This is a genomic window from Pseudomonas sp. FP1154 (genome assembly GCF_030687245.1).
In the GTDB taxonomy this organism is placed as follows: Bacteria; Pseudomonadota; Gammaproteobacteria; order Pseudomonadales; family Pseudomonadaceae; genus Aquipseudomonas; species Aquipseudomonas rhizophila.
Window position 1 is genome coordinate 3940964 of the sequence record NZ_CP117465.1, and the last position, 24068, is coordinate 3965031.

The 24068-nt window shown below is 61.1% G+C and carries 21 protein-coding genes and 1 pseudogene; 15 read left to right on the forward strand and 7 right to left on the reverse strand.

Annotated features, from left to right (window positions below):
• Position 1: 1 nt before the first annotated feature.
• The 12 genes and pseudogenes from PSH91_RS17630 (at position 2) to PSH91_RS17685 (ending at position 13278) form a co-directional block, all read left to right on the forward strand.
• Positions 2–1594: a Wzz/FepE/Etk N-terminal domain-containing protein gene (locus PSH91_RS17630; protein ID WP_047228538.1), complete on the forward strand. Its 1593-nt coding sequence runs from the start codon at positions 2–4 to the stop codon at positions 1592–1594.
• Entirely contained in the window at positions 1591–2694 is a 1104-nt protein-coding gene (locus PSH91_RS17635) for a glycosyltransferase family 4 protein (RefSeq protein WP_305466325.1), read from the forward strand. Before PSH91_RS17630 ends, PSH91_RS17635 begins: the two co-directional genes overlap by 4 nt.
• Positions 2691–4061 (forward strand): O-antigen ligase, encoded by a 1371-nt coding sequence (locus PSH91_RS17640; protein WP_274090739.1) that lies wholly within the window; start codon positions 2691–2693, stop codon positions 4059–4061. Before PSH91_RS17635 ends, PSH91_RS17640 begins: the two co-directional genes overlap by 4 nt.
• On the forward strand, positions 4058–5014 hold the full coding sequence (locus PSH91_RS17645) for a glycosyltransferase (RefSeq protein ID WP_047228541.1): 957 nt from the start codon (positions 4058–4060) through the stop codon (positions 5012–5014). The genes PSH91_RS17640 and PSH91_RS17645 overlap by 4 nt, the downstream gene beginning before the upstream one ends.
• The gene (locus PSH91_RS17650; RefSeq protein ID WP_047228542.1) at positions 5007–6143 is read left to right on the forward strand and encodes a glycosyltransferase family 2 protein; all 1137 of its coding nucleotides are present in this window, start codon (positions 5007–5009) and stop codon (positions 6141–6143) included. The genes PSH91_RS17645 and PSH91_RS17650 overlap by 8 nt, the downstream gene beginning before the upstream one ends.
• Positions 6144–6154: 11 nt before the next feature.
• Positions 6155–7156, forward strand: a pseudogene (locus tag PSH91_RS17655) (polysaccharide deacetylase family protein); the annotation flags it as partial.
• The gene (locus PSH91_RS17660; RefSeq protein ID WP_305468558.1) at positions 7157–8458 is read left to right on the forward strand and encodes a lipopolysaccharide biosynthesis protein; all 1302 of its coding nucleotides are present in this window, start codon (positions 7157–7159) and stop codon (positions 8456–8458) included. It begins immediately after the preceding pseudogene.
• Positions 8459–8697: 239 nt separating this feature from the next.
• Entirely contained in the window at positions 8698–9387 is a 690-nt protein-coding gene (locus PSH91_RS17665) for a GNAT family N-acetyltransferase (RefSeq protein WP_305466328.1), read from the forward strand.
• A gap of 213 nt (positions 9388–9600) precedes the next feature.
• Positions 9601–10290, forward strand: a complete 690-nt coding sequence (locus PSH91_RS17670) for an N-acetyltransferase (protein ID WP_160891301.1) — start codon at positions 9601–9603, stop codon at positions 10288–10290.
• A gap of 5 nt (positions 10291–10295) precedes the next feature.
• Entirely contained in the window at positions 10296–11474 is a 1179-nt protein-coding gene (locus tag PSH91_RS17675) for a GNAT family N-acetyltransferase (RefSeq protein ID WP_047228568.1), read from the forward strand.
• On the forward strand, positions 11446–12240 hold the full coding sequence (locus PSH91_RS17680; protein WP_305466330.1) for a ChbG/HpnK family deacetylase: 795 nt from the start codon (positions 11446–11448) through the stop codon (positions 12238–12240). The genes PSH91_RS17675 and PSH91_RS17680 overlap by 29 nt, the downstream gene beginning before the upstream one ends.
• Positions 12241–12336: 96 nt before the next feature.
• Positions 12337–13278 (forward strand): alpha/beta hydrolase, encoded by a 942-nt coding sequence (locus tag PSH91_RS17685; RefSeq protein ID WP_305466331.1) that lies wholly within the window; start codon positions 12337–12339, stop codon positions 13276–13278.
• A gap of 189 nt (positions 13279–13467) precedes the next feature.
• Here the strand turns inward: PSH91_RS17685 and PSH91_RS17690 are convergent, their stop codons facing one another.
• From PSH91_RS17690 to PSH91_RS17715, 6 genes are read right to left on the reverse strand one after another with little or no spacing between them, the layout of a single operon-like run.
• Positions 13468–15210 (reverse strand): ABC transporter substrate-binding protein, encoded by a 1743-nt coding sequence (locus PSH91_RS17690; RefSeq protein ID WP_047228549.1) that lies wholly within the window; start codon positions 15208–15210, stop codon positions 13468–13470.
• Positions 15211–15256: 46 nt separating this feature from the next.
• Positions 15257–15529: a DUF2160 domain-containing protein gene (locus PSH91_RS17695; RefSeq protein ID WP_047228550.1), complete on the reverse strand. Its 273-nt coding sequence runs from the start codon at positions 15527–15529 to the stop codon at positions 15257–15259.
• 10 nt (positions 15530–15539) lie between these two features.
• The gene (locus PSH91_RS17700) at positions 15540–16340 is read right to left on the reverse strand and encodes a carbohydrate ABC transporter permease (RefSeq protein WP_047228551.1); all 801 of its coding nucleotides are present in this window, start codon (positions 16338–16340) and stop codon (positions 15540–15542) included.
• 10 nt (positions 16341–16350) lie between these two features.
• Positions 16351–17217, reverse strand: coding sequence for a carbohydrate ABC transporter permease (locus PSH91_RS17705; RefSeq protein ID WP_047228552.1), 867 nt, complete (start codon positions 17215–17217; stop codon positions 16351–16353).
• Positions 17214–18323 carry an ABC transporter ATP-binding protein gene (locus PSH91_RS17710; protein ID WP_047228553.1) on the reverse strand — a complete coding sequence of 370 codons (1110 nt, stop codon included), beginning with the start codon at positions 18321–18323 and terminating at the stop codon, positions 17214–17216. The genes PSH91_RS17705 and PSH91_RS17710 overlap by 4 nt, the downstream gene beginning before the upstream one ends.
• Positions 18323–19417 carry an ABC transporter ATP-binding protein gene (locus tag PSH91_RS17715; protein ID WP_047228554.1) on the reverse strand — a complete coding sequence of 365 codons (1095 nt, stop codon included), beginning with the start codon at positions 19415–19417 and terminating at the stop codon, positions 18323–18325. Before PSH91_RS17715 ends, PSH91_RS17710 begins: the two co-directional genes overlap by 1 nt.
• Before the next feature lie 418 nt (positions 19418–19835).
• Between PSH91_RS17715 and PSH91_RS17720 the strand changes: the two genes are divergently transcribed.
• Entirely contained in the window at positions 19836–21680 is a 1845-nt protein-coding gene (locus PSH91_RS17720) for a sigma-54-dependent Fis family transcriptional regulator (RefSeq protein WP_288912827.1), read from the forward strand.
• 99 nt (positions 21681–21779) lie between these two features.
• Here the strand turns inward: PSH91_RS17720 and PSH91_RS17725 are convergent, their stop codons facing one another.
• On the reverse strand, positions 21780–22298 hold the full coding sequence (locus PSH91_RS17725; RefSeq protein WP_107322251.1) for an anti-virulence regulator CigR family protein: 519 nt from the start codon (positions 22296–22298) through the stop codon (positions 21780–21782).
• A gap of 125 nt (positions 22299–22423) precedes the next feature.
• Between PSH91_RS17725 and PSH91_RS17730 the strand changes: the two genes are divergently transcribed.
• Positions 22424–23638, forward strand: coding sequence for an MFS transporter (locus PSH91_RS17730; RefSeq protein ID WP_305466334.1), 1215 nt, complete (start codon positions 22424–22426; stop codon positions 23636–23638).
• A 204-nt stretch (positions 23639–23842) separates the two neighbouring features.
• Positions 23843–24049: a hypothetical protein gene (locus PSH91_RS17735; RefSeq protein WP_305466335.1), complete on the forward strand. Its 207-nt coding sequence runs from the start codon at positions 23843–23845 to the stop codon at positions 24047–24049.
• Positions 24050–24068 lie beyond the last annotated feature (19 nt).

Below are 24068 nucleotides of genomic sequence, written 5' to 3' on the forward strand. Positions count from 1 at the left end.
CATGAATCCCAAGGAAAACTATCTGCATGAGTTCTTCAGGATTTTCTTCGCCAACAAGCAGTGGGTGAAGCGCGTCTTCCTGATCTTCGCCGTGATCGCCCTGGCGCTGCCGTTGATGCTCAAACAGAGCTTCGACATCACCGCCCAGGTCATCGTCCAGTCGAAAAAACTCTCCCAGGGCGACGCCACCACGTCGCTGAACCAGGAAGACGCCACCTTCATTCCACCGTCCCTGGCGGACATGGAAACCGAGAGCAATATCCTGCGCTCGCCGGCCCTGATCCGGCAGACCATCAGCACCCTGCGCGATCAGGGCGAGTACACCCCTAGCCCCGGCATCTTCAACAAATGGGTGAGCGAGCCGCTCAAGCACTATGTCACCACGCCGCTGCGCGAGTACGTCGTCAACCCGCTGCGCGACGGCCTGGGGCTGGAAGTCGATCCGGTGCGAGATACCACGCTCGACATGCTGACCGACGAAGCCATCGCCAACCTGAAAATCGAAACCCTGCCAGGCTCCAACGTCATCTCCATCGTCTACAGCTTCGGCGACCCGGCCCAGGGCACCCGGTTCGTGGCGCAACTGCTGGAGAACTACCTCTCCGGTCGCCAGGACCTGCAATCGATCGAGCTGCCGCAAGCCTTCTATGAGCAGAAGAAAACCCAGTACCAGACACGCCTCGACGGACTGGAGGGCACCCGCCTGGCGCTGCTTGAAGACGTCAGCTCCTCCGATCCCAAAGAGGAGATCACCTTCCGCCTGAACGCCATCAACACCGAAGAACAGGCCTTGAACCTGTACCGCGATCGTCTGCTGCAAAGCCAACGCTGGCTGGATTACCTCAAGACCAGCCTGGCAGCGGCGAACAACTCACGGTTCAACGACTACACCTTCCCGTTCACCTTCACCACCACCATGGACAACATCGCCTTCGAAGACCGGGAAATCAAACAACTGGGCGAGCAACTGACCACTCAGGTCAGCCGCTACATGAATGATCTGGCGATCTTCCAGCCCGGCAGCGAGCCGATGCTGTTGACTCGGGAGCAGATCGCGCGCACCCGCCAGCAGTTTCTCAAAGTGGTGAGCAACCGCATCCAGGAACGCACTAACGACCTGGCAGTCGTCAGCTCGGTGATCGACCAGAAAACCGCGCGCATCGCCGAGTTCAAGGAGCGTATCCATCAGTTGCAGCAAACCCAGAGCAAGCTGCGGCAGATGGACACCGAGATCAATGCCCTGCATGCGGCATTTTCCACCTACGCCCAGCGGTTCGCCGAGAGCAGCACCGCCCGCGCGCTGGACAACGACCTGTCCAATGCTCGCGTCCTCAGCCCGCCGTTCGAACCGACCGCCCCGGCGTTTCCCAAGCCGATGCTGATTATTGCGTTCGGTCTGTTCAGCGGCTTGCTCCTGGCGATCGCCCTGGTCTATGTGCGTGAGTTCTTCGACCATCGCTTCAAGCACCCTGCCCAGATTACCCAGCAACTGGATGTACCGGTGTTGCTGGTGATCAACGAGCAGAACCCCGAACAGGTCAACCCGCACCGCAATTGGAGCCTGCCCAGCCTTGTCCATTGGGTGCGCAATTGAACGCGCCGATTGGCCCGACCTGCCGCAGCAGCGCCCTGCCGATCATTCATTTGCTCGACAGCGGCGGCTTCTACGGGGCCGAGCGGATGTTGCTCGATCATTGCCTGGCCACGCCAGGGCAGCACCAGGTGCTGTTCCTGGCGGCGCCGCCGACCTTGATCACGCGCTTTCGCCAGGCCGGGGTCGATTGCCGCCACTGCGCCAGTTGGGCCGAGCTGTTGCAGCACCTGCGCCAGCGACGGGACGAGCAGCCGCTGATCAACACCCATAACTTCAAGGGCCTGCTGTTCGGCTGGGCTGCGGCCACGCTGCTGCGCTTGCCCCTGGTCATCACTCAGCACGGCTTTACGCCTCGCAGCACCAAGCAACGGTTCTACACGTGGCTGAGCCTGCAACTGTGCCGCACCGCCTCGGTCAAGCGCGTGGTCTGCGTGGCCGAAAGCATTGCCGTGCTGCACCGCCAGGCCAGCGTGCGCGCGGAAAAACTCGACGTGATCCCCAACGGCCTGCCGTCGATCACAGCACCGCTGCCTCATCGTGACGACCGGCTGCGCTGGCGGGTCGGCTACGTCGGTCGCTTGAGCCACGAGAAAGGCCCGGACCTGTTCCTCGACGCCATGATCCCCCTGTGCCAGCGGCATGCATCGCTGCACGCGATGATGCTCGGCGACGGCCCGGAACGTCAGGCCTTGCTCAAGCGCATTGCCGACGCGGGCCTAGCTACTCGCATCGAGCTGCCCGGCTATCAGACCGACATGAACCCCTGGTGGAGTCAGCTCGACGCGCTGGTCATCAGTTCGCGCACCGAAGGCACGCCGATGATTCTGCTCGAAGCGATGCAGGCCGGAGTGCCGGTGGTGGCGTTCGGAGTGGGGGGCATTCCCGATGTGCTGCAGGATCGCCACAACGGCCTGCTCGCGACGCCGGCCGACAGCGCCGAACTGGCCCGGCAGATCGAAACACTGTTTGGCGAACCGCCCCTGGCGCGGATTCTGGCCGATAACGCGCGCCGCACCCAACGGGACCGTTATGACCTGCGCACCCTGGCCGAACGCTGGTCGCAGCTCTATATCCGCACGGCACGGGAGGCTCGTCCATGATTGTCCCGCTCTCGATCGTCAGTCTGCTGGGCCTGGTTTGCCTGGCGTTGCTGGCCAGCCCCTATCCCTTCCTGGCGCCGGGAGCGGTGCTCGGCTTGGTGGGCGTCGCCGTGCTGTACCGCAAACCCGGCTGGGGCTTGCTGGGCATTGCGGCGCTGGTGCCGTTCGAAGGTCTGTTCAAGGAGAATGCTTTTTCGGGCAGCAAATTCTTCGGCGTGGCGCTGATTCTGATCCTGATGCTGCAACTGGCCCTGCGCCAGATTCCCTCATCACGCTTGCGCAGCAATATCTGGCGGCCGCTGATCGCCTTCATGATGCTCTATGGCCTGAGCCTGATGCTGTCGCAGAACCTGGGCCTGTCCATGACCCATCTGCGCGAACTGATGGTAGGGCTGATTCTGTTCGTGATTACCCTGCTGATCGGGCGCGAGCTGAACCTGGACCTGTTCTGCCGACTGATGACCCTGAGCGTGACCACCACCTGCGTGCTGGCAATGTTTTCGGTCAAATACCAGGACCAGGGCCGCGCATCCGGCCTGCTGGAAGACCCGAACGCCTTTGCCCTGTTGATCGCCTTTACCGTGCCGATGGCGTTGTTGCTGGTGTTGCGCAGCCCGAACCTGCTGCACCGATTGTTCTGGGGTGGCTGTTTCATCCTGCTGCTGGGCGGCATGACCAAGACCGAATCGCGCTCGGGGCTGGTGGTGCTGTTGCTTAGCCTGGTGATTGGTCTCTATCACTATCGTGCCCAAATGCCGCGCATCCGCCCGCGACACCTGGGCTTCGCCATGCTCGGGCTGGCGATCCTGATTCCCTTGGTGATTGCGGTGATGCCGGCCGGCTACGTGGCGCGCATCCAGTCGCTGAGCATCCTCAGCGCCGGCGCCAGTGCCCACAAAGACGAATCCCTGGGCCGTCGTGCCTCGTACATCGTGGTCGGCAGCAAAATGATCCGCGAGAACCCGGTGCTGGGCAGCGGCCCGGGCACGTTCCCGCTGCACTACGCCCCCACGGGCTACGCCAAGGCGTTCTCGGCCAATCGCAAGCTGGGGGATCTGTATCGCCGGGCCCACAACACTTACCTGGAAATCTTCAGCGAGATCGGCATCCCTGGCGGGCTGATGTTCGTCGGCATGATCGGCCTGGGCCTCTACAACCTGTGGCGCGCCCGCCAGCTCTGGTTGCAACGTCGGGACTGGGTGCAGGCGGACCTGCTGACGCACCTGGGCATGAGTTTCCTGTCGCTGGCGCTGTTTTTGATGTTCCTCAGCGCCCCCAACCATAAGTTGCTGTGGATCATGCTCGCCATCACCAGCGTGTTGCGCTACGACGCCGAACAGGCAACACCGCAGGAGGCCCGTCCATGAGCCGCATCAGCATTGTGATCCCGATGTTCAACGAGGCCCGACACATTGGCCGTACGTTGCTGGCGGCGCAGGAAGCCGCTCGCCAGGCGCAACTGGACTGTGAGTTGATCGTGGTGGACAACGGCTCGGACGATCATGGGCCGCGCATTGCCAACGAACTGGGGGCGCGCGTGCTGATCGTGCCCGGCGTGCACATCGGCGCCCTGCGCAACCGCGGTGCGGCCATCGCCCATGGGGAATGGCTGGCGTTCATCGACGCCGACATCGAGATGCCGGCCAACTGGCTCAAGCTGCTGCTGGAACTCCAAGGCCAGGGCGATGTGCTGGGCCTGGACCTGGACACCCCCGCTCAGGCGCCTTGGTTCGCTCAAGCCTGGCAACGCCGCAGCCAACGCCCAGGCTCGCGTCCCTTGCACCGGGTGCAGTGGCTGCCCAGCGCCAACCTGTTGTTGCGTCGCCAGTGGTTTGAGCAGGTCGGGGGGTTCGACGAAACCCTGCGCACGGGCGAAGACAAGGATTTTTCCCTGCGCCTGCGCAACGCCGGGGCGCAGTTGCTGCTGGTCAATGAAAACGTGGCCCTGCATTGGGGTTACGAAGGCAGTTGGCGGGAGTGGATGAGCAAGGAACTGTGGCGCCAGGGCAGCCATTTGCAGTTGCTGCGCAGCCATGGGCCGAGTCTGCGCCTGCTGCGTTTTCCGGCACTGTCCATCGGTGCCTGGGGCCTGGACTTTCTGGCGTTGGTCGCTCTGTTCCAGGGCCAGCCGCGCATCGCGCTGATGCTGCTGTTGCTGACCTCTCTGCCCGCGTTGTTCCTCAGTCTGCGTCAAAGCGGGCGTGACCTGCGCCTGACGCTGCAACTGTGGGCCTTGCACGGGGTGCGCTTGCACCTGACCGGCGCCGCATTGCTTCTCAACCTATGTCATTGGAACGTCAGGAGACCTGCCCGTGGCTGAATTTCTTTACTGGTCGTGCCTGTTGCTGCCGGTGTACGCCTACCTCGGTTATCCGTTGATGCTGAGCCTGCTGGCGCCACTTTTTCCGCTCCGGCGCTACGGGCCGGCGTTGCCGATGGACGTCAGCATTGTCATTGCCGCCCACAACGAGGCACGGCACATCGAAGAGAAACTGCGCACCTTGCTGGCCCAGGACTACCCGGCGCGCTCGCTGCAAATCATCCTGGCCAGCGACGGCTCCACCGACGACACAGTGGCCTGCGCTCGGCGGGTCATCGACCCGCGCATCACCGTGCTCGACCTGCCGCGCCAGGGCAAGGCCGCCGCCCTGAATACCGGCGTGGCCCACAGCACTGGAGAGATCCTGGTGTTCACCGACGCCGACAACCAATGGGCCGCCGATACCCTTGGCCACCTGTTGGCCCCGCTGGGCGATCCGCAAGTCGGCGCCTGTGCCGGGCACATGGAAATCCCCGTGCCGGGCAAAGGCCTGAGCCTGGGCGATAGCCTGTATCGGCACTACGAAGGCTGGCTGCGTCAGGTAGAGAGCCGCACAGGTTGCATGGTCTCGGCCGACGGCGCCTTGCTGGCCCTGCGGCGCGAACTGTTTGAACCCATACCGGCGCAGGTCAACGACGACTTCTTCCTCAGCACCTGTGCGCCGGCGGCGGGCAAGTCCATCGTGTATGCGCCACTGGCCCGGGTCACCGACCAAGGCGTGGACGAAGCCGACAAACAGTTTCGCCGTCGCCAGCGGGTCACCGTTGGCGGCCTGCAAAGCCTGGCCCAGCGCCGGCAGTTGCTCAACCCTCTTCGTCACGGGCTCTACGCCATCGGCCTGATCAGTCACAAACTGATCCGCCGTCTGGCGCCGGTGTTGCTATTGCCGCTGCTGCTGAGCAACGCCTGGCTGTGGAATGAACATCTGTTCTATCGCCTGAGCCTGGTGGCGCAACTGCTCGGCTACGCCATTGCAATGATCGGCTTACTGGACGTAGGCCACCGATTGCCCAGGCCCTTTCGCCTGGCGGCGTTCGTGCTGGTGACGCTGGCGGGCATGAGCATCGGGCTGTGGCAGTTTCTGCGAGGTCATCGTTATAGCCAATGGAACCCCGAGCAGAACCGCTAAGGAGACGGCCCATGTCCATCAAACAAGTCTGCAAGCGCACCGGCGGCTGGCTGTACCTGAACACGTCCCTGGGCCGTGGTCCGTTGCGTGGCGCCGGCGTGATTCTGATGCTGCACCGGGTCCTTAACAATGACCGCGCCGCCGAGCTGCCCCATCGCAACGAATTGTGCGTGGGACCTGAGGCTTTCGAGCGCTTGCTGATCTGGCTGCAACGCTATTTCGAGTGCGTGCCCTTGATGAGCCTGCTGCTGGCCGATCCTGAAAGCGTCCCGAATCGCCCGCGAGTGGCGCTGACCTTCGACGACGGCTGGCGCGACAACGCGATGAATGCCTTTCCTTTGCTGCGCCAATACCAGGTGCCGGCGAGTATTTTCCTGTCCACCGACTTCATCGGCAGCCGCCAGCACTTCTGGTGGGAAAGCATCGGCGAAACCCTGTGGGGCAGCCATGGCCAAGTGGCGCGACACTCGTTGATCGAGCATTTGCAGCACGCCGGCCGGCCATTGCCGGTGATGCTCGATGACTTGGATGAGCAGCGCCGCAGCCTGTCGCTGATGCACTATCTGCAGAGCCTCAAGAGCCTTGACCCGCAGGTCTTGAACGACCTCACCGACGCCTGTCCCACGGGCGCCCAGCCCCAGGCCCTGGACTGGTTCCAGGTACGAATGCTGGAAGATTCCGGGCTCATCCGCTTCGGCCCCCATGGTGCCAGCCACGCGATTCTCACCGCGCTGGATGATCAGCGTCTGCACGAAGAGCTGAGCCGCAGTCGGGCGGCCCTGGAGAACGGTTGCGCCCAGCCGCTGCCGGTGTATTGCTACCCCAACGGCGATCACGATGAGCGCGTGCGTCAACAGGTGGCAGCCCACGGTTTCCCATTTGCCCTGGGCACCGAAACCGGCTTGTATCGCACCGACGGCGATCCATTGAACCTGCCACGCTTCGGCGTCAGCCAACGCAATGCCCAGCACCCTGAATTGCTGGCCTGGCGCATTCGCCGGGGGGACACGCCCATGAGCCGCGGCCACTACCTCAAGCACTTGGCGCTGAGCATGGGCACGCGCCTGGCGATGATCGGCCTGCGCCTACTGCGCAATGTGCTGCTGGCGATCCTGGGGCCCAGTGAACGCGGGCTGTTCGCCCTGCTAAGCACCCTGCCGGACCTGATCAGCGCCGTCACCAGTGGCGGCTTGAATTCGGCCGTGGGCTATCAAGCGGCTCAACAACGCTCGATGGGCCTGCTGCTCAGCCAGGTGCTGGTCTTCGGCTGCCTGTTGGCCGGGTTATTGACGGTGCTGGTGGTGGCACTGGTGCGCGAATTCGGCGGCGAACTGGACATCACCACACAGTTGGGACTGTTGGCGTGGCTGCTGCTGTTGGCCGTGCCGTTGACCGTGCTCAAGAGCGGCCTGCTGACACTGCACAATGCGTCCGGCGGCGTTGGCGCCTTCAATGCCCTGCGGCTGATGGAATCCCTGGCGCCGCTGTTGCTGTTTCTGGCGCTGTTCTGGATGTGGAAAGACACCGCCCTGGAGGCCGCACTGATCAGTTGGCTGGCGGGTCTGAGCCTGGTGGTATTGGCCGGTTGGGTCTGGCTGCGGCGGGACCACAGGTTCACCCTGCAATGGGATCGCTCCAACCAGAAGGAGCTGTTGCGCTACGGTGCCCGCAGCCACCCCGATTTACTGTTCCAGCAAGTGGTACTGCGCTCGGACTACCTGTTCATCGGCGCCCTGCTGGGCAGCACTGCCCTGGGCCATTACGCCATGGCCAGCGCCGCCGCCGAACTGCTGCTGATTGTGCCTGAGGCGGTCACCACGCCGCTGATGAAGCGTTTGCTGCAGCAGGACTCCGACATGAAACGCCTGACGCCTCTGGCCCTGCGCCTGACCGCCACGGTCATGCTCGGCGCCTGCCTGGGCATGGCACTGATTGGTGAATGGCTGATCGTCACGCTGTTCGGCGCGGCCTACCAACCAGCGTATCCCGCCTTGCTGGCGCTGCTGCCGGGGCTGTTCGGATTGTGCTACGCGAGCATCCTGCGCCTGGATTTGCTGGGCAAGAACCGGCCCGGCACGGTTTCACTGCTGATGGGTGTGGGAGCGTTATTGAACCTGGCATTGAACCTGATCCTGATTCCGCGTTACGGCATCGTCGGGGCCGCCGCGGCGTCTTCGATCGCCTATATGGCCGTGACCGTCGCGCTACTGACGATGTACTGCCGCCTCAGTGGCGTGGCGCTATGGCAGACGCTGATCATCCTGCCCAGTGACCTGCTGCCGATGCGGCAGATGCTGATGGGGAAATCCGCATGAACGCCGTCGTCAGGCAGATCGTCATCGCGAGCAGGCTCGCTCCCACAGTGGCTCGCCGCCGAACACAAGAGCTGCGGCCGCTACACCTCCAATGTGGGAGCGAGCCTGCTCGCGATGGGGTCGGCCCGGAGCTTATGCAAACCCCTCAGATCGGGTATCTCCTGCCCGGGGACACCCTGTTTTGCCATGGACTGGAACACACCTCGTTTCTCCCACCACGCCACCCGTCAGGAGGCACCATGAAGTCCCTGCAAAAATTGCGTGATCGCATCCAGAAGAAAGGCCTGCGCGCTGTGCTCAAACAGCTGTTCAGGCGCTACGTGTATTTCCACTCCCGACTGGTGTGGCTGGAGCACGATGTGCGGACCCCGCTTCCCCCGCATAACCTCAAACCCTACCCACCAATGCGCCTGGAGTTCATCACGGTCAGCAATGCCGACGCGTTTGCCCGGCACTTCGGCGACCGCGTCAAAACCATGCGCGAGCTGGCGGCGGAGGGCTACACAGGCTTGATGTACCTGGATGCTCAAGGCGACACCGTGGGTTTCGCCTGGGGCAGTACGCGAGACTATTTCGACCGCCATTTCTATCGCTGCAACTTCCCGATCCAGCCTGGCGAGTACTTTCAGTTCGGTGGCGAGATGATCCGTGCCTACTGGGGTTCCAGGATGTCGGCGGACATGCAGTTGGAAATTTGGAAGATCATGGCTGACAAAGGTTGCGACACGATGGTCGATGTCTGCGACTTGCAAAACATCCCGGCGATCAAGATGCACCTGCGCATGGGCTTCCAGGAGCGCGGCAAGATCACCCACGTGTATCGCCTGTTCGGTCACTGGCGGTTTTTCCGCGACACGTTTTACCGCGGCTCGGCACTGGGCGCTTTTCAAAAACCGGATCAGCCGGTTGCATCGACTGCGGCGGCCTGATGTCCATGGCGATCCGGCTCAAATGGTGTCGCTCCTTGCCGTCCCAGCGGTGTGGCGCCGTGGCAGACACAGATCATCCTGCCCAGCGACTGGCTGCCGATGCGCCGGAGGCTGATGGGGACATCAGCATGAGTGCGCTCGTCAGCCAAACCCCATCGCGAGCAAGCTCGCGATGGGGGCCATTTCCCAACCCGCCACCCGTCAGGAGGCACTATGAACGTTCTGCAAAAATTGCGTGATCGCATTCAGAAGAAAGGCCTGCGCACCGTGCTCAAAAAGCTGTGCAGACGCTACGTGTTTTTTCACTCCCAACTGATATGGATGGAGCGGGATCTGGTCAGTCCTGTGCGGCCTTGCAAACTTAAGCCTTATCCACCTTTGCGCAGGGAAGTCATCACTACCAGCAACGCCGACGCTTTCGCCACTCACTTCGGCGACCGTGTCGAGACCATGCGCGAATTGGCTGCCGAAGGCCACACCGGGCTGATGTACCTGGACGACAAGGGCGACACCGTCGGTTTCATCTGGGGCAGTCAACGCGACTATTTCGACCGCCATTTCTATGGTTGCTGGTTCCCGGTCAAGCCGGGCGAGTTCTTCGAGTTCGGCGGTGAAATGATCCGCGCCTATTGGGGCAGTCAGCTGTCGGTGGATGTGCAATTGGATCTCTGGAAGACCATGGCCGACAAAGGCAGCGACAAAGTAGTCGACGTCTGCGATCTGGAGAACATTCCAGCCGTAAAACTGCACCTGCGCATGGACTATCAGGAGCGCGGACAAATCACCCACGTGTATTGCCTGTTTGGCCGCTGGCGTTTTTTCCGCGACACGTTCTATAGCGGCTCACTACTGGACCCGTTTCGCAAACCGGCCCAGCCGTCCGCCACCACTGCGGCGGCCTGATGTCCATGGCGATCAGGTTCCAATGGTGCCGTTCCTTGGGCGCGGCGCAGTTCCCTGCAACAGCTTATGAACAGCTGCGAACCCTGGTGCCCGACACTACACCGTTCAACACATTGGCCTGGCTGCAAGCGGCGGAATTTGCGCTGCTGCCAGATCAGCAGCTCAACATACTGCTTGGCTGGCAGGATCAGACACTGTGCCTGTGTCTGCCGCTCATTTCGGGGCGCGAACGTATCTGTGGGCTGCGTTTCCGGGTATTGCGTCACTTGGGCTATCCATTGGCTGACCGCATCGCGCCGCTGATACGTCTGGACGCCGAGGGTATGGCAGAGGCGCTGATGCAGATCCGCCAACATCTGCCCCATGCGTTACTACAGTTGAATGAAGTGACCGAACCGGTGGGTGAAGGAAGCGTCCTCAGTGCCTGGATGGCCCTGAGCTCGACCGGGGAACGGCGACTCAGTTGCCGGGTGCCGGTGCATTTGATCAGCGACAGCGACCGCCAGGAGATATCCGGTGATCCGCGCTACAAGTTACGCCGGGCGCGCAAGCGGATCGCCGCATGCGGTGCCCAAATCCGCCGGGTGACACCCGATGCCATCAGCATGGGGCTGCTGCTGCACGACCTTGCCGAAGTCGAGGCAGCCAGTTGGAAAGGAGAAGAAGGTGTCGGCATTTTCGCCGACCCCAGCCGTCGGCAATGGATGAATCACGCCTTCACTGCGCTCGCCGCCGAGGGCATGGTGCGGGTGGTGATACTGGAACTGGACGGTCGCTGCATCAGTTATCGCCTCGGCCTGCTGGATCAGGGACGACTGTACGACTACAACCTGGCGTTCCTGCCACAGCATGCCGACCTGGGCAGTGGTCGGGTTCTGCTCGAGGAGTGGATTCGCTGGGGGCTGGATGACAACTGGCGCTGGATCGATGCCTCGCGGGTCAGCCTGGAGAACTCGAGCCATCAACTGCATGAACGCATGACCGGACAACTGGAGCACTGGCGTTGGAGTTTTTATTCATGGCAGCCCGATGGCCTGGTACTGGGGCTCGCCTTGCGGTTATGGAAAAGCCTGAAACCGTTACTGCGCAAGCGCCCGACCGGCCAAAGCGCGACAGCGACTTCGTCATCTACCCCCAAGCGCCAGGAGAATGTGAATGCCACGCCAAGTGATCGTCAACGCTGACGACTTCGGACTCGATCTCAACGAAAACTCCCTGATTCTGCGGGCCTTCGAGGCTGGCGTGATCAGTTCGGCCACGGCCATGGCCAACATGCCGGCTTTCGAGCACGCTTGTGAAATGGCCCGCAAACCGCTACTCGACGGCCGAATCGGCCTGCATTTCAATCTCAGCTTCGGCCGCCCGCTGAGCCAGACCATTGCTTCGCGACCGGCGTTTTGCGACACGAACGGCGAGTTCGACCTGAACCTCTCGCGCTACTGCCTGCGCCTTGGTTCAAAGGACCTCCGCGCGGTACAGGAAGAGCTTGATGCCCAATGGCAACGCTGCCTGGACCACGGCCTGCGGCCCAGCCACCTCGATTCTCATCAACACGTACATAACATCTGGCCCATTGGAGAGCTGGTGGCCCGCTTTGCCGCCCGACACGGCGTGCCGATTCGGTTGGCGCGTAACCTGGGGGCGAATCTCAACCTGCCCAAGCGCCTGTTCAAGACCATGCTCAACCGTCGCCTGCGCAGCCTGTGCGGCGCGACAGCCGACTACGTCTGCACACCCGCCGACCTGCACCACGCCGCGCCGCCAGGCCACGGCTCGCTTGAGGTAATCGTTCATCCACTGCACCTGGATGAAGACTTTGGCGACGCGAGCCTGATGCCAGGGGACTCACTGACCCAAGTGTTGCATAAACGCCTGGCGGGCGTACCTAGGGTGGCGTACGGCGCGGCGGTGAAGGCTTTGATATTGACCCAATATGGGGATGTGCAGTGATTTAGGATACGCGACAACAAGCCATCCGAAATCCCTCCACCCTTCCAGCGAATCTGATAAAAAGCACCTTCATGCCTTGAGTAGCGAATCCCGTCGATGCCTTCATCTTTACTCTCCCGCCTTGGGCGACGCTGGCTGGCTTTGCTGTGCATGAGCGCGATGGTGGTCGGGCTGCCGGTGGGCTGTGGCGTGTTGCAGCACAAGGAACGTGAACTGGTGTTTCGGATCGAGCCAGGTACGGCAACCTGGTTCAGCGGCTTGCCGGGCGACGTGCAGGAGTTCGACCTCAAGCCCAAGAGCTTCAAGGCCGGGGAAAATATCCACGGCTGGTGGTGGCCGGCCGAACGCAAGAACGCGCCGGCGATTCTGTACCTGCACGGGGTGCGCTGGAACCTGACCGGTCAGTTGTTTCGTATTCGGCAGTTAAGGGCCCTGGGCTTTTCGGTGCTGGCCATCGATTACCGTGGTTTCGGCAAAAGCCTGGGCGATCTGCCGTCGGAAGCCAGCGTCTATGAAGATGCGCGCATTGCCTGGCAGCGTCTTGAAGTGCTGCAACCGGACCCGGCCCTGCGGCTGATCTACGGCCATTCACTGGGTGGCGCCGTCGCGGTAGACCTCGCCGCGGAGCTTGGCCAGAAGGCGGCGAAAGACGGCAGCCTCGTGCCCGCCCGAGGTCTGGTCATCGAATCCACGTTCACCTCCCTGGGCGATGTCGCCACCGCCATGGCGAACACCTCCCTGCCGGTGCGCTGGCTGCTGTCGCAGAAGTTCGACTCCATCGACAAGATCCGCGAGATCAACATGCCCTTGCTGGTGGTGCACGGCGCCGCCGACCGCTACGTCCCGCCACGCTTGAGCGAACAATTATTCAACGCCGCCCTGGAGCCAAAGCGTCTGTTGCTGGTGCCAGGCGCAACCCACAACAACAGTATGAACCTGGCGGGCAGCACCTACCGCCAAGCATTGGAGGCCCTGATGAAAGCCGGGCCATCGCCAGTGGCCGGACACCCTCCTACCAGCCCGGCCAAGGCGGGCTGATTCAACTCCGCCACCCAATCCCCCTGTGGGAGCGAGCCTGCTTGCGATGGCGGCGGGTCAGTTGGCATTAATGCGGGATGTGCCACCGCCATCGCGGGCAAGCCTTGCTCCCACCGTTTTGCGCGTCGAGGGGCCGGCCGCAAAAAAAAACGGCACCTTGCGGTGCCGTTCATTCATTGCAGGTCCAGCTTATTTACGCGCCGCCTCCCATGATTTCAGCAGCTCGGCGTAGCTCACGGTTTCACCCTTAGGCTTCTCGTTGGCCAGTTTCGGCTTCGGTGCGCCCGGTTGGTCGAACCAGTATTGCGCGTCGCGCTCAGGGTTCATTTTCGGGGCGCAGGTGGCCTGGGCCTTGGAGCGTTCCAGGCGGGTCATGATTGCGTCCTGATCCTTGGCCAACCCGTCGAGTGCCTGTTGCGGAGTCTTCTCGCCGCTGGCGGCTTCGGCGATGTGGCTCCACCACAGCTGAGCCAGGCGTGGATAGTCCGGCACGTTGGTCCCGGTCGGGGTCCATTGCACACGGGCCGGGCTGCGATAGAACTCAACCAGCCCACCGAGTTTCGGCGCCAGATCGGTCAAGGCCTGAGAGTTGATGTCCGACTCACGAATCGGCGTCAAACCTACAATGGTTTTCTTCAGCGATACGGTCTTGGACGTCACGAACTGCGCATAGAGCCAGGCGGCCAGCCTCTGCTTCTCAGGCGTGGACTTGAGGAACGTCCAGGAGCCCACGTCCTGATAGCCCAGCTTCATGCCCTCTTCCCAATACGGTCCGCGCGGCGACGGCGCCATGCGCCATTTCGGCGTGCCATCGGCGTTCATCACCGGCAGGCCCGGTTTGGTCATGTCGGCCGTAAAAGCGGTGTACCAGAAGATCTGCTGGGCGATGTTGCCTTGCGACGGCACCGGGCCGGATTCGGAGAAGGTCATGCCCGCCGCTTCCGGTGGCGCGTACTTCTTCATCCAGTCCACGTATTTGGTGGTGGCGAACACAGCCGCGGGGCCGTTGGTGTCGCCGCCACGGGTCACGCTGGAGCCGACCGGATGGCAGTTCTCGACGCGAATCCCCCACTCGTCCACCGGCAAGCCGTTGGGCAGGCCCTTGTCGCCGCCACCGGCCATGGAGAACCAGGCATCGGTAAAGCGCCAACCCAGGGACGGATCCTTCTTGCCGTAATCCATGTGACCGTAGACGCGCTTACCGTCGATTTCCTTGACGTCTTCAGTGAAGAACTTGGCAATGTCTTCATAAGCCGACCAGTTCACCGGTACACCCAGCTCGTAGCCGTACTTTTCCTTGAACTTGGCCTTCAGGTCGGCCCGCTCGAACCAGTCGGCGCGGAACCAGTACAGGTTGGCGAACTGCTGGTCCGGCAGTTGATAGAGCTTGCCGTCCGGCGCGGTGGTGAACGAAGTGCCGATGAAGTCCTTGAGATCCAGGGTCGGCGAGGTGTAGGCCTTGCCTTCGTTGGCCATCATATCGGTGATTGATGCGGTCTTGCCGTAGCGAAAGTGCGTGCCGATCAGGTCCGAGTCATTGACCCAACCGTCGTAGATATTCTTGTCCGACTGCATCTGGGTCTGCAGCTTCTCCACCACGTCGCCTTCCTGCAACAGGTCGTGGGTCAGCTCGATCCCGGTAATGTCCCTGAAGGCCTTGGCCAGCACCTTGGATTCATATTCGTGGGTGGCGATGGTTTCCGACACCACGTTGATTTTCATGCCGCGAAATGGCTCGGACGCTTTGATGAACCACTTGAGCTCTTCGAGCTGCTGTTCGGCTGTCAGGGTAGACGGCTTGAATTCACTGCCAATCCATTTTTTCGCCGCGTCTTCATAGGCGTCGGCCCAGGCCGCAGCGCTCAACCCGCTGAGTGCCAGCACGGCTGCCAATGAAACGCTATGTCGCAGCTTATTGTTTTTATCGAACATAGAGACCTCCTGTTTGGGTTTAAGAGCCTGATCGTCGAACCTTCGACTAGCCCCACCGCATCACTGCCAACAGCCACACCAAAGACAACGCGAACGCTATCCAGATGCTCCAGTCGGTGGCGCCGATCACCAGCAGATGCAGGTAGGCGCTACCGAGAAGACCGATAAACAACCGATCGCCACGGGTGGTGGCAATCGGCAGGAAACCGCGCCGAGGGATACTCGGCGAACGCAGTTCCCACGTAGTCATGCCTGCCAGCAGCAAGGCGATGACACCAAAGAAGGCCGCCGTCGGGCCGGTCCAGTTCATCCATTCCATCATCGTCTCCTCAGACCCGGCCCAGGGCAAAGCCCTTGGCCACATGGTTGCGTACGAACCAGATCACCAGCATGCCTGGCAGGATAGTCAACACCCCCGCCGCCGCCAGCACGCCCCAGTCGATACCCGATGCCGAGACCGTACGGGTCATGACCGCCGCGATCGGCTTGGCATTCACCGAGGTGAGGGTGCGCGCCAGCAACAGTTCGACCCAGGAAAACATGAAGCAGAAAAACGCCGTGACGCCGATGCCGGAGCCGATCAACGGGATGAAGATCTTCGCGAAGAACTTGGGGAAACTGTAGCCGTCAATGTAGGCAGTCTCGTCAATTTCTTTCGGCACCCCAGACATGAACCCTTCGAGGATCCACACCGCCAGCGGCACGTTGAACAGGCAATGGGCCAAGGCCACAGCGATATGAGTGTCGAACAGCCCGATGGACGAGTACAGCTGGAAGAACGGCAGCAGGAACACCGCTGGCGGCGCCATGCGGTTGGTCAGCAGCCAGAAGAACAGGTGTTTGTCCCCCAGGAACCGGTAGCGGGAAAACGCATAGGCCGCCGGCAACGCCACAGCCAGGGAAATCACCGTGTTCAGGCTGACGTAGTACAACGAGTTCAGGTAACCGGTGTACCAGCTCGGGTCGGTGAAGATCACCTTGTAGTTCTGGAAGGTGAAATCCTGGGGCCACAGCGTCAGGGTGCCGAGGATCTCGGTGTTGCTCTTGAACGACATGTTCAGCAGCCAGTAGATGGGCACCAGCAGGAACAGGATGTAGATCAGCAACGGAATCAGCTTTCTCTTGCTCATGGCGCGGGCCTCAACGGTTGGCGTCGGAATGAGTCATGGCGGTATAGAACAGCCACGACACCAACAGAATGATCAGGAAGTACACCAGGGAAAACGCAGCCGCCGGGCCCAGGTCGAATTGACCGATGGCCATCTGAGTCAGGGTCTGGCTCAGGAACGTGGTGGCGTTACCCGGCCCGCCGCCGGTGAGCACGAACGGCTCGGTATAGATCATGAAGCTGTCCATGAAGCGGAGCATCACCGCGATCAGCAGCACGCTCTTCATTTTCGGCAACTGAATATGCCGGAACACCGCCCAGTTGGAGGCCCGGTCAATTCGCGCGGCCTGGTAATACACGTCCGGAATCGCCCGCAACCCGGAATAGCAGAGCAGCGCCACCAGGGACGTCCAATGCCAGACGTCCATCACCAATACCGTGACCCAGGCGTCCATGGTGTTGGCCGCATAGTTGTAGTTGATGCCCATGGCGTTGAGCGTGGAGCCCATCAGGCCGATGTCGGCGCGGCCGAAAATCTGCCAGATGGTGCCCACCACGTTCCATGGAATCAGCAGCGGAATCGCCAGGATGATCAACACCAGGGACGACCATTTGCCCTTGGTCGGCATGGTCAGGGCGATGGCGATGCCCAACGGAATCTCGATCAGCAGTACGCACGCCGAATAGATGAACTGGCGTAGTAACGAGTCGTGCAGCCGTGGATCGAGCAGCACCTGCCTGTACCAATCGGCACCGACGAAATAGCGGCTGGACTGGTCGAAGATGTCCTGCACCGAATAGTTGACCACGGTCATCATCGGGATCACCGCACTGAACGCCACCAGCAGGAACACCGGCAACACCAGCCACCAGGCCTTGTTGTTCTGCACCTTGTTCATGGCTGCACCTCGCTCAACGGTTCCAGCAAGTATTCATCGGCATACACCATCAGCCATTGGCCCGGAAAACTGATGTACGCAGTGCCTTCGGGCACCGGTTTGTCTTCGGCCAGGCGCACCTTGATCGGCGCGCCATCGAGGTTGAGGGTGAGGATCTTGTAGGTGCCCAGGTCCTCGACGTGGACCACATCGGCCCGCATCGCATCGTCGTAAGGCCCGTCCCAGACATGGACAAATTCAGGACGAATACCGACCTTCAGGCTTTTGCCTTCGGCCTGGGCAATACCGCGTTGCAACGTTTCGGACAGCGGAAAGTGGGTGGAAGCGAAACCGACGCCGCCGGGTTGTGCCGTGACCTCGATCAGGTTCATCCCCGGGCTGCCGATGAAATAGCCGACAAAGGTGTGGCTCGGACGCTCGAACAACTCCCGAGGCGTACCGAACTGCACGATCTGACCGCCATACATCACCGCGATCTTGTCGGCGAAGGTAGAAGCTTCCAACTGGTCGTGAGTGACGTAGACCATGGTGATATTGAACTGCTCGTGGATCTGCTTGAGCTTGCGCCGCAGTTTCCATTTCAGGTGCGGGTCGATCACCGTCAGCGGTTCATCGAAGAGGATCGCCGACACATCGTCGCGCACCAGCCCGCGCCCCATGGAGACCTTCTGTTTTTCGTCGGCGGTGAGGTTACGGGCCTTTTTGTCCAGCAGGTTCTGCAGGTCCAGGACCTCGGCGATTTCCTGCACCTTGGTGTGGATTTTCGCCTCGGCCATGCCCTGGTTACGCAGCGGGAAGGCCAGGTTGTCGAACACCGTCATGGTGTCGTACACCACCGGGAACTGGAACACCTGGGCAATGTTGCGACGCTCCGGGGTCAGGTCGTTGACGACTTTGCTGTCGAACATCACCTGGCCTTCGGAGGGACTCAGCAGTCCGGAAATGATATTGAGCAAGGTGGATTTGCCGCAGCCCGATGGCCCGAGCAACGCATAGGCGCCGCCCTGCTCCCAGATGTGGTTCATCTCGCGGATCGCGTAATCCTCTGGGCCCGCCGGGGTGCTGGTGTAGCTGTGGGCGAGGTTCTGCAAACGAATTTCAGCCATCAGGCAACCCTCGCAATACGCTGGCCTGGGGCTTGGACCAGCTTGCCCTGGGCATCGAAGACAAACAGTTTGTGGGTCGGAATGTAGATGCGGATCGGCTCATCCACGTCGTATTCATGGACGCCGGACAAGTGCAGCACCAGCAGGAAATGCTCGTTGCGCACGTGCAGGAATGTCTCCGAACCGCTGATCTCGGCCACCTCGACGGTCACCGCCAGTTCCAGGTCGTCGTCGTTGCTCGGCACCAGGGAAATATGACTGGGCCGCACACCGAAGCGGAACTCACCCTCGCCCACCGGCCGCAGATCGACGTTCAGCGGAAAGTGCACGAAATTGGCGAAACTTACTTCATTGCCGGCGATGCGGCCCGGCATGAGATTGATCGGTGGCTCGGAGAACAGCTCGGCGGCCAGTACGGTTTGCGGCTGGTGATACACCGAGGCCGACTTGCCGCTCTGGATCACCCGGCCCTCATGCAGAATCGTCGTGGTGCCGCCCAAAGCCAGGGCTTCGTTGGGTTCGGTGGTGGCGTAGACGGCGATGGTGTGGCGGGCCTGGAACAGTTCGCGCATTTCCTGGCGAAGTTCCTCACGCAGCTTGTAGTCCAGGTTCACCAGAGGCTCGTCGAACAGGATCAGTTCGGCGTCCTTGACCAGCGCCCGGGCCATGGCGGTGCGCTGCTGTTGGCCACCGGACAGCTCCAGCGGGTGACGCTGCAGGAACTTCTCAATGCGCAGCATCTTCGCGGTTTCCAGCACCTTGCTCTGGATCACCTCGTTGGACACACCGGCCTGGCGCAGCGGCGAGGCGATGTTTTCGAACACCGTCATGGTCGGGTAGTTGATGAACTGTTGATAGACCATCGACACGTTGCGCAGGCGCACCGGGCGCTGGGTGACATCGACGCCGTTCATCAGGATGCGACCGCTGTCGGGCTTGTCCAGACCGGCCATCAGGCGCATGAGGCTGGTCTTGCCGGACAGCGTGCGGCCCAGCAGAACGTTGAACGATCCGGGTTCGAAACTCAGGTTGGCATCGTCGATCCAGGTCTGGCCTTCGACGGTGCGACAAATGTGCTCAAGCGTTAATGACATGGCTCGGCCTTTTTATTATTTGGAGTCAAGCGACCCGAGTCTAAAAGCGAAAGCCGTGCCAGAAATCACAAGCTCATGATCCTGTTGATTTTTTCTCTTATCCTTCAGAAAAGAACGTTCGTTGATGAACGAAAATGAACAACCTGACTGAACAACTGAACAGATTGCTGGTTGACAATGAACAATTTTGAACAACACTGAATAAAGGTTTTCGGCCGGCCTGACTTCGATCCTGTGGGAGCGAGCCTGCTCGCGATAGCTTTGTGTCAGGCACATCAATGCTACTGATCAAACGCTATCGCGAGCAGGCTCGCTCCCACAGGTTTCGTGTATCAAGTGACATTCAGGCATGCCCCAGCACAAGGAGGATGTGCGAGACTTATCACAACAATAAAAACAACATCTGCGAGAGTGCCCCATGGCCGCACCTGCTCCAGCCTTGTCCCACGAAGCCATCATCCAGGCCTCCTGGTCCCGCTGCCGCGCCTTTGGCCTGAATCACCAGAGTGTGCCTGCCTTCGATCAATTGCCCGCCGAAGGCATTGCCCAGTTGCTGGAAAGCCAGCATTCGCTGGTGCAGACCACCCACCAGGAAGTCCTGCCGTATTACGAGAATATCCTGAGCAACTCCAATTGCCTGATCATGCTGGCCGACAACCAGGGCCAGGTGCTGACCTCGTGGGGCACCCAGCGCTTTATCGAACCGAAACTGGCCCATGGCTTCAGCGCCGGGGCGAGCTGGATGGAGCGCTGCAGCGGCACCAATGCCATCGGCACGGCACTGGCCTGTGAACAGGCGGTGCACATTGAACACGATGAACACTTCCTCAAGGCCAACCGCTTCATGACCGGCTCCGCCGCGCCGATCTTCGACGCCGAGCGCAAGGTCATCGCAGTGCTGGACGTTTCCAGCGACAGCTACCTGCCGCCCTCCCACACCCTGGGCATGGTCAAGATGATGAGCCAGACCGTGGAAAACCGGCTGATCCTCAACCTGTTTCGCGGTGAACACTTCCAACTGACCTTCAACACCGGCTTGAACAACCTCGACAGCCAATGGGCCGGGCTGCTGATTTTCGATGAAACCGGCCAGGTGCTCTCCGCCAACCGCCGCGCCGACAATCTGCTGGGCCTGCGCCTGTCACGGGTGAGCATCGAAAGCCTGTTCAAGGTTTCGCTGCTGGAGCTGCTGAACCAGCCCGACGGCCTGCCGTTCGCCCTGCAAGCGTCGGGGAGCAATCGCTTCCAGTGTTTGCTCAGACGCCCGCAACAGGTGACGGTCAAGGCCCGGGTCTTCAGCGAGCCAGCGCCCTCGTCCGCCCCCGCCGCGAACGTGATCAGCCTCAATACCCTGCACTTCGGCGACAGCCGCGTGGAAAAAGCCGTACGCCAGGCCGAGCGCTTGCTGGAGAAGGACATTCCACTGCTGATCCACGGCGAAACCGGGGTCGGCAAGGAAGTGTTCGTCAAAGCCCTTCACCAGGCCAGCTCCCGCAGCAAGCAGCCGTTCATTGCGGTCAACTGCGCGGCGATTCCCGCCGAGCTGGTGGAATCGGAACTGTTCGGATATGAAAAAGGCGCCTTCACCGGCGCCAATCAAAAAGGCAGTATCGGCCTGATCCGCAAGGCCGACCGCGGCACCTTGTTCCTCGATGAGATCGGTGACATGCCCCTCCCGACCCAGGCCCGATTGCTGCGAGTATTGCAAGAGCGTTGCGTGCAACCGGTGGGCAGCGCCGAGCTGTTTGCGGTGGACATTCGTATCATCTCCGCCACCAACCGCTCGTTGCGCGAACAGGTGCAACTGGGCCGGTTCCGCGAAGACCTGTACTACCGCATCGGCGGCCTGACCCTGGAACTGCCGCCCCTGCGCGAACGCAATGACAAACAGGCCCTGTTCAAACGTCTTTGGGAACACCACCGCGAACCCACACAATGGGCCGGCCTGAGCCGCGAAGTGCTGGATCTGTTCGAACGCCATCCATGGCCAGGCAATCTGCGCCAGGTCAGCAGCGTGCTGCAAGTGGCCCTGGCAATGGCCGAAGAGCAGCCGATCCGCCCGGAACATCTGCCAGACGACTTCTTCATTGATCTTGAAATGGAGCCGGTGGAAACACCGGAGCCGCTGATGGTCGACCTGAACGATGTCGAGGACCTGAACCGCCAGTTGCAGGCGGTGGGCGGGAACATTTCGCACCTGGCGCGGCGGCTGGGGGTCAGCCGCAACACCTTGTACAAGCGCCTGCGACAACTTGAAAGCTGATGCAAAACCTGTGGGAGCGGGCTTGCTCGCTCCCACAGGCGATTCGCTTAACTGACTGGCATCACTCCGAATGAGGCTGCTATTTATTCCATTGGCGCTTTAGTCGAACGCACCGTTAAGCACTTCATAGATGATGCCGGTGGCAATCGCCACCAGAATCAGGTCCGTGCCCACCTGCTGCCATTCGTACCCGTCATAGTGCGGCAGGCGCCCCAACAAACGCCCATCCAGCTTCTTGGCAATGCCCGGTGGCAACGGCTTGCCTCGGGCGAGGTTTTTCTGGATACCCGGCGGCAGTGGCGGACCGGGGCTCCAATAATCACGGTGACCGCTCACCAGGCCGAGAATGCCGCCGCGGTCGATGCTGGGGCCGTTGTGCCAATCACCACCCGATGGGTTGCCCTTGCCGCCCTGGTTACCTTTGCCGCCCTGATTGCTACCTGGGTTGCCTTGACCGCCCTTGTTGCCCTGCCCGCCTTTGTTTCCTTGTCCTTGACCCTGGCCTTGATCGAATTTGGCGTTCCCTTTGTCGTTACCCGGGTTCGCCACTACAGCGGTAGAACCCGCCACGAGGGCGAAGCAGGTAACCGCAACAATCAACGAGCGCGATTTGAACATGGTGGTTCTCACTGAAAAGGGAACATCCCTGTGAATATAGAGGCTAACAGTGATATTAGTTCCATATCATACTGCGCGCTGACAGCAAGGCCCGATACCGTACAACGACGTTTTCAAGGAGCTCCATGCGCAAGGATTACCTGGCCTTTTTCGTTTCAATGTTCCTCTCACGGCTGGCCGACCAGATACTGCTGTTCATCGTCCCGCTGATTGTTTTCCAGACCACCCAAAGCGTCTCCTGGGCGGGCCTGGCTTTCTTCGTCGAATCCCTGCCACGCTTTCTATCGTTCCCGATCTGCGGGGCGCTGTGCGACAAGTTCTCGCCCATTCGAATCCTACACATCAGCCAGGTTTATCGCGCCGTGATGTGCATCGCCGCCGTGGTGCTCTTCATGATTTTTGGCGGCATTTATTGGATCGTCGCCCTCTCGGCGGTCTGCGGTGTATTGACCACCCAGGGCATCATGGCTCGCGAGGTGGTGATGCCCTACATCTTCAAGCATTACACCTACACCAAGACCTTGTCGTACTCGCAGATCGCCGACCAGACCGGGCTGGTGCTAGGCCCGCTGATCGCCGCGCTGATGCTGGAGGTATGGGCCTGGCACTGGGTGGTGCTGGCGATTGCCGTACTGTTCCTGCTGGCGGACCTGGCGATGCTGTTCTGGCAGCGGACCAGCGCGGTGACGCTGGAAACCTTCGAACAACATCACGACGTCTGGCTGAACCCGCTGCGCATTGCCTTCGGTCACATCCGCAACCTGGCCGAGCTGAAAAAAATCATCGGCCTGGCCGTAGGGGTCAACCTGATCATCGGCGTCACCCTCGCCACCTCGGCGGCCATGGTGATCGGCGAGTACAGCGCCGGCAAGGACTACTACGCCTGGTTACAGGCAGCCGGGGCCGTGACCACCATCATCATTCTGTTCTTCCTGGCGCGGGTGACCTTGCCCTTGAGAGTCTTGGGCAGCGTGTCTTACACGCTGATCGCCGCCGGCGCCTTCATCACAGCACTCAGCCCGACAGTATGGGGTTACATCGTCGGATTTCTGCTGATCGTCGGCTTCGACAAGATGTTCAACGTCTACATACGCAGCATTCGCCAGCAGGTCATTCCAGCCAGGGATTTTGGCAAGACTGTCGGCGTCATTACCCTGCTCAACAACCTGTCACAGCCCTTGGCGGGGCTGTTGGTCGCGCTGCTGGCAGCGCCCGTCGGAACGCAGCAGGTGATCCTGCTGCTGGCGCTTGCCACCAGCCTGATCGGCATCACCGTGGTCGCGTTCTTCAGCAAGACGGCAGGCATGCCGGACGGCTATGGCGCCGACACAGACGCTTGAGAAGTCCCCCGCGTCTTTAAATATTCATCTGTGGGCGGTTAGAGTTTCCCGGTGCCCACCATTCGTCGCTAATGGAAGGTGACGCGCATTTCGCCGCCACGTCTGGCTCAGGGTTTGCACCGACTTGTCATGGCAGCCCCAGGGCGACGTAACCCTGACGCGGCGGCCGTCTTATCACTGCTGGTCAGTCACCGGAGATGTACCGTGTCAACTCTCAATGAAATCGCAGCGAACCACGCGAGAATGGCAAAGGCAAAGGAAGAAGAGTCGATACGGCTACGTGCACTTCACAGTCAAATAGTCGGTAGTTTTGACATTGCGCCGGTCGAGGCGAAACAGAAGATGCCACTGCACTTCATGGCCGGCGTTCAGGACCACTCGTTTGGGGAGGCATTGACCCTGAACTTCTGACCTGTGTTACTTGGAATTC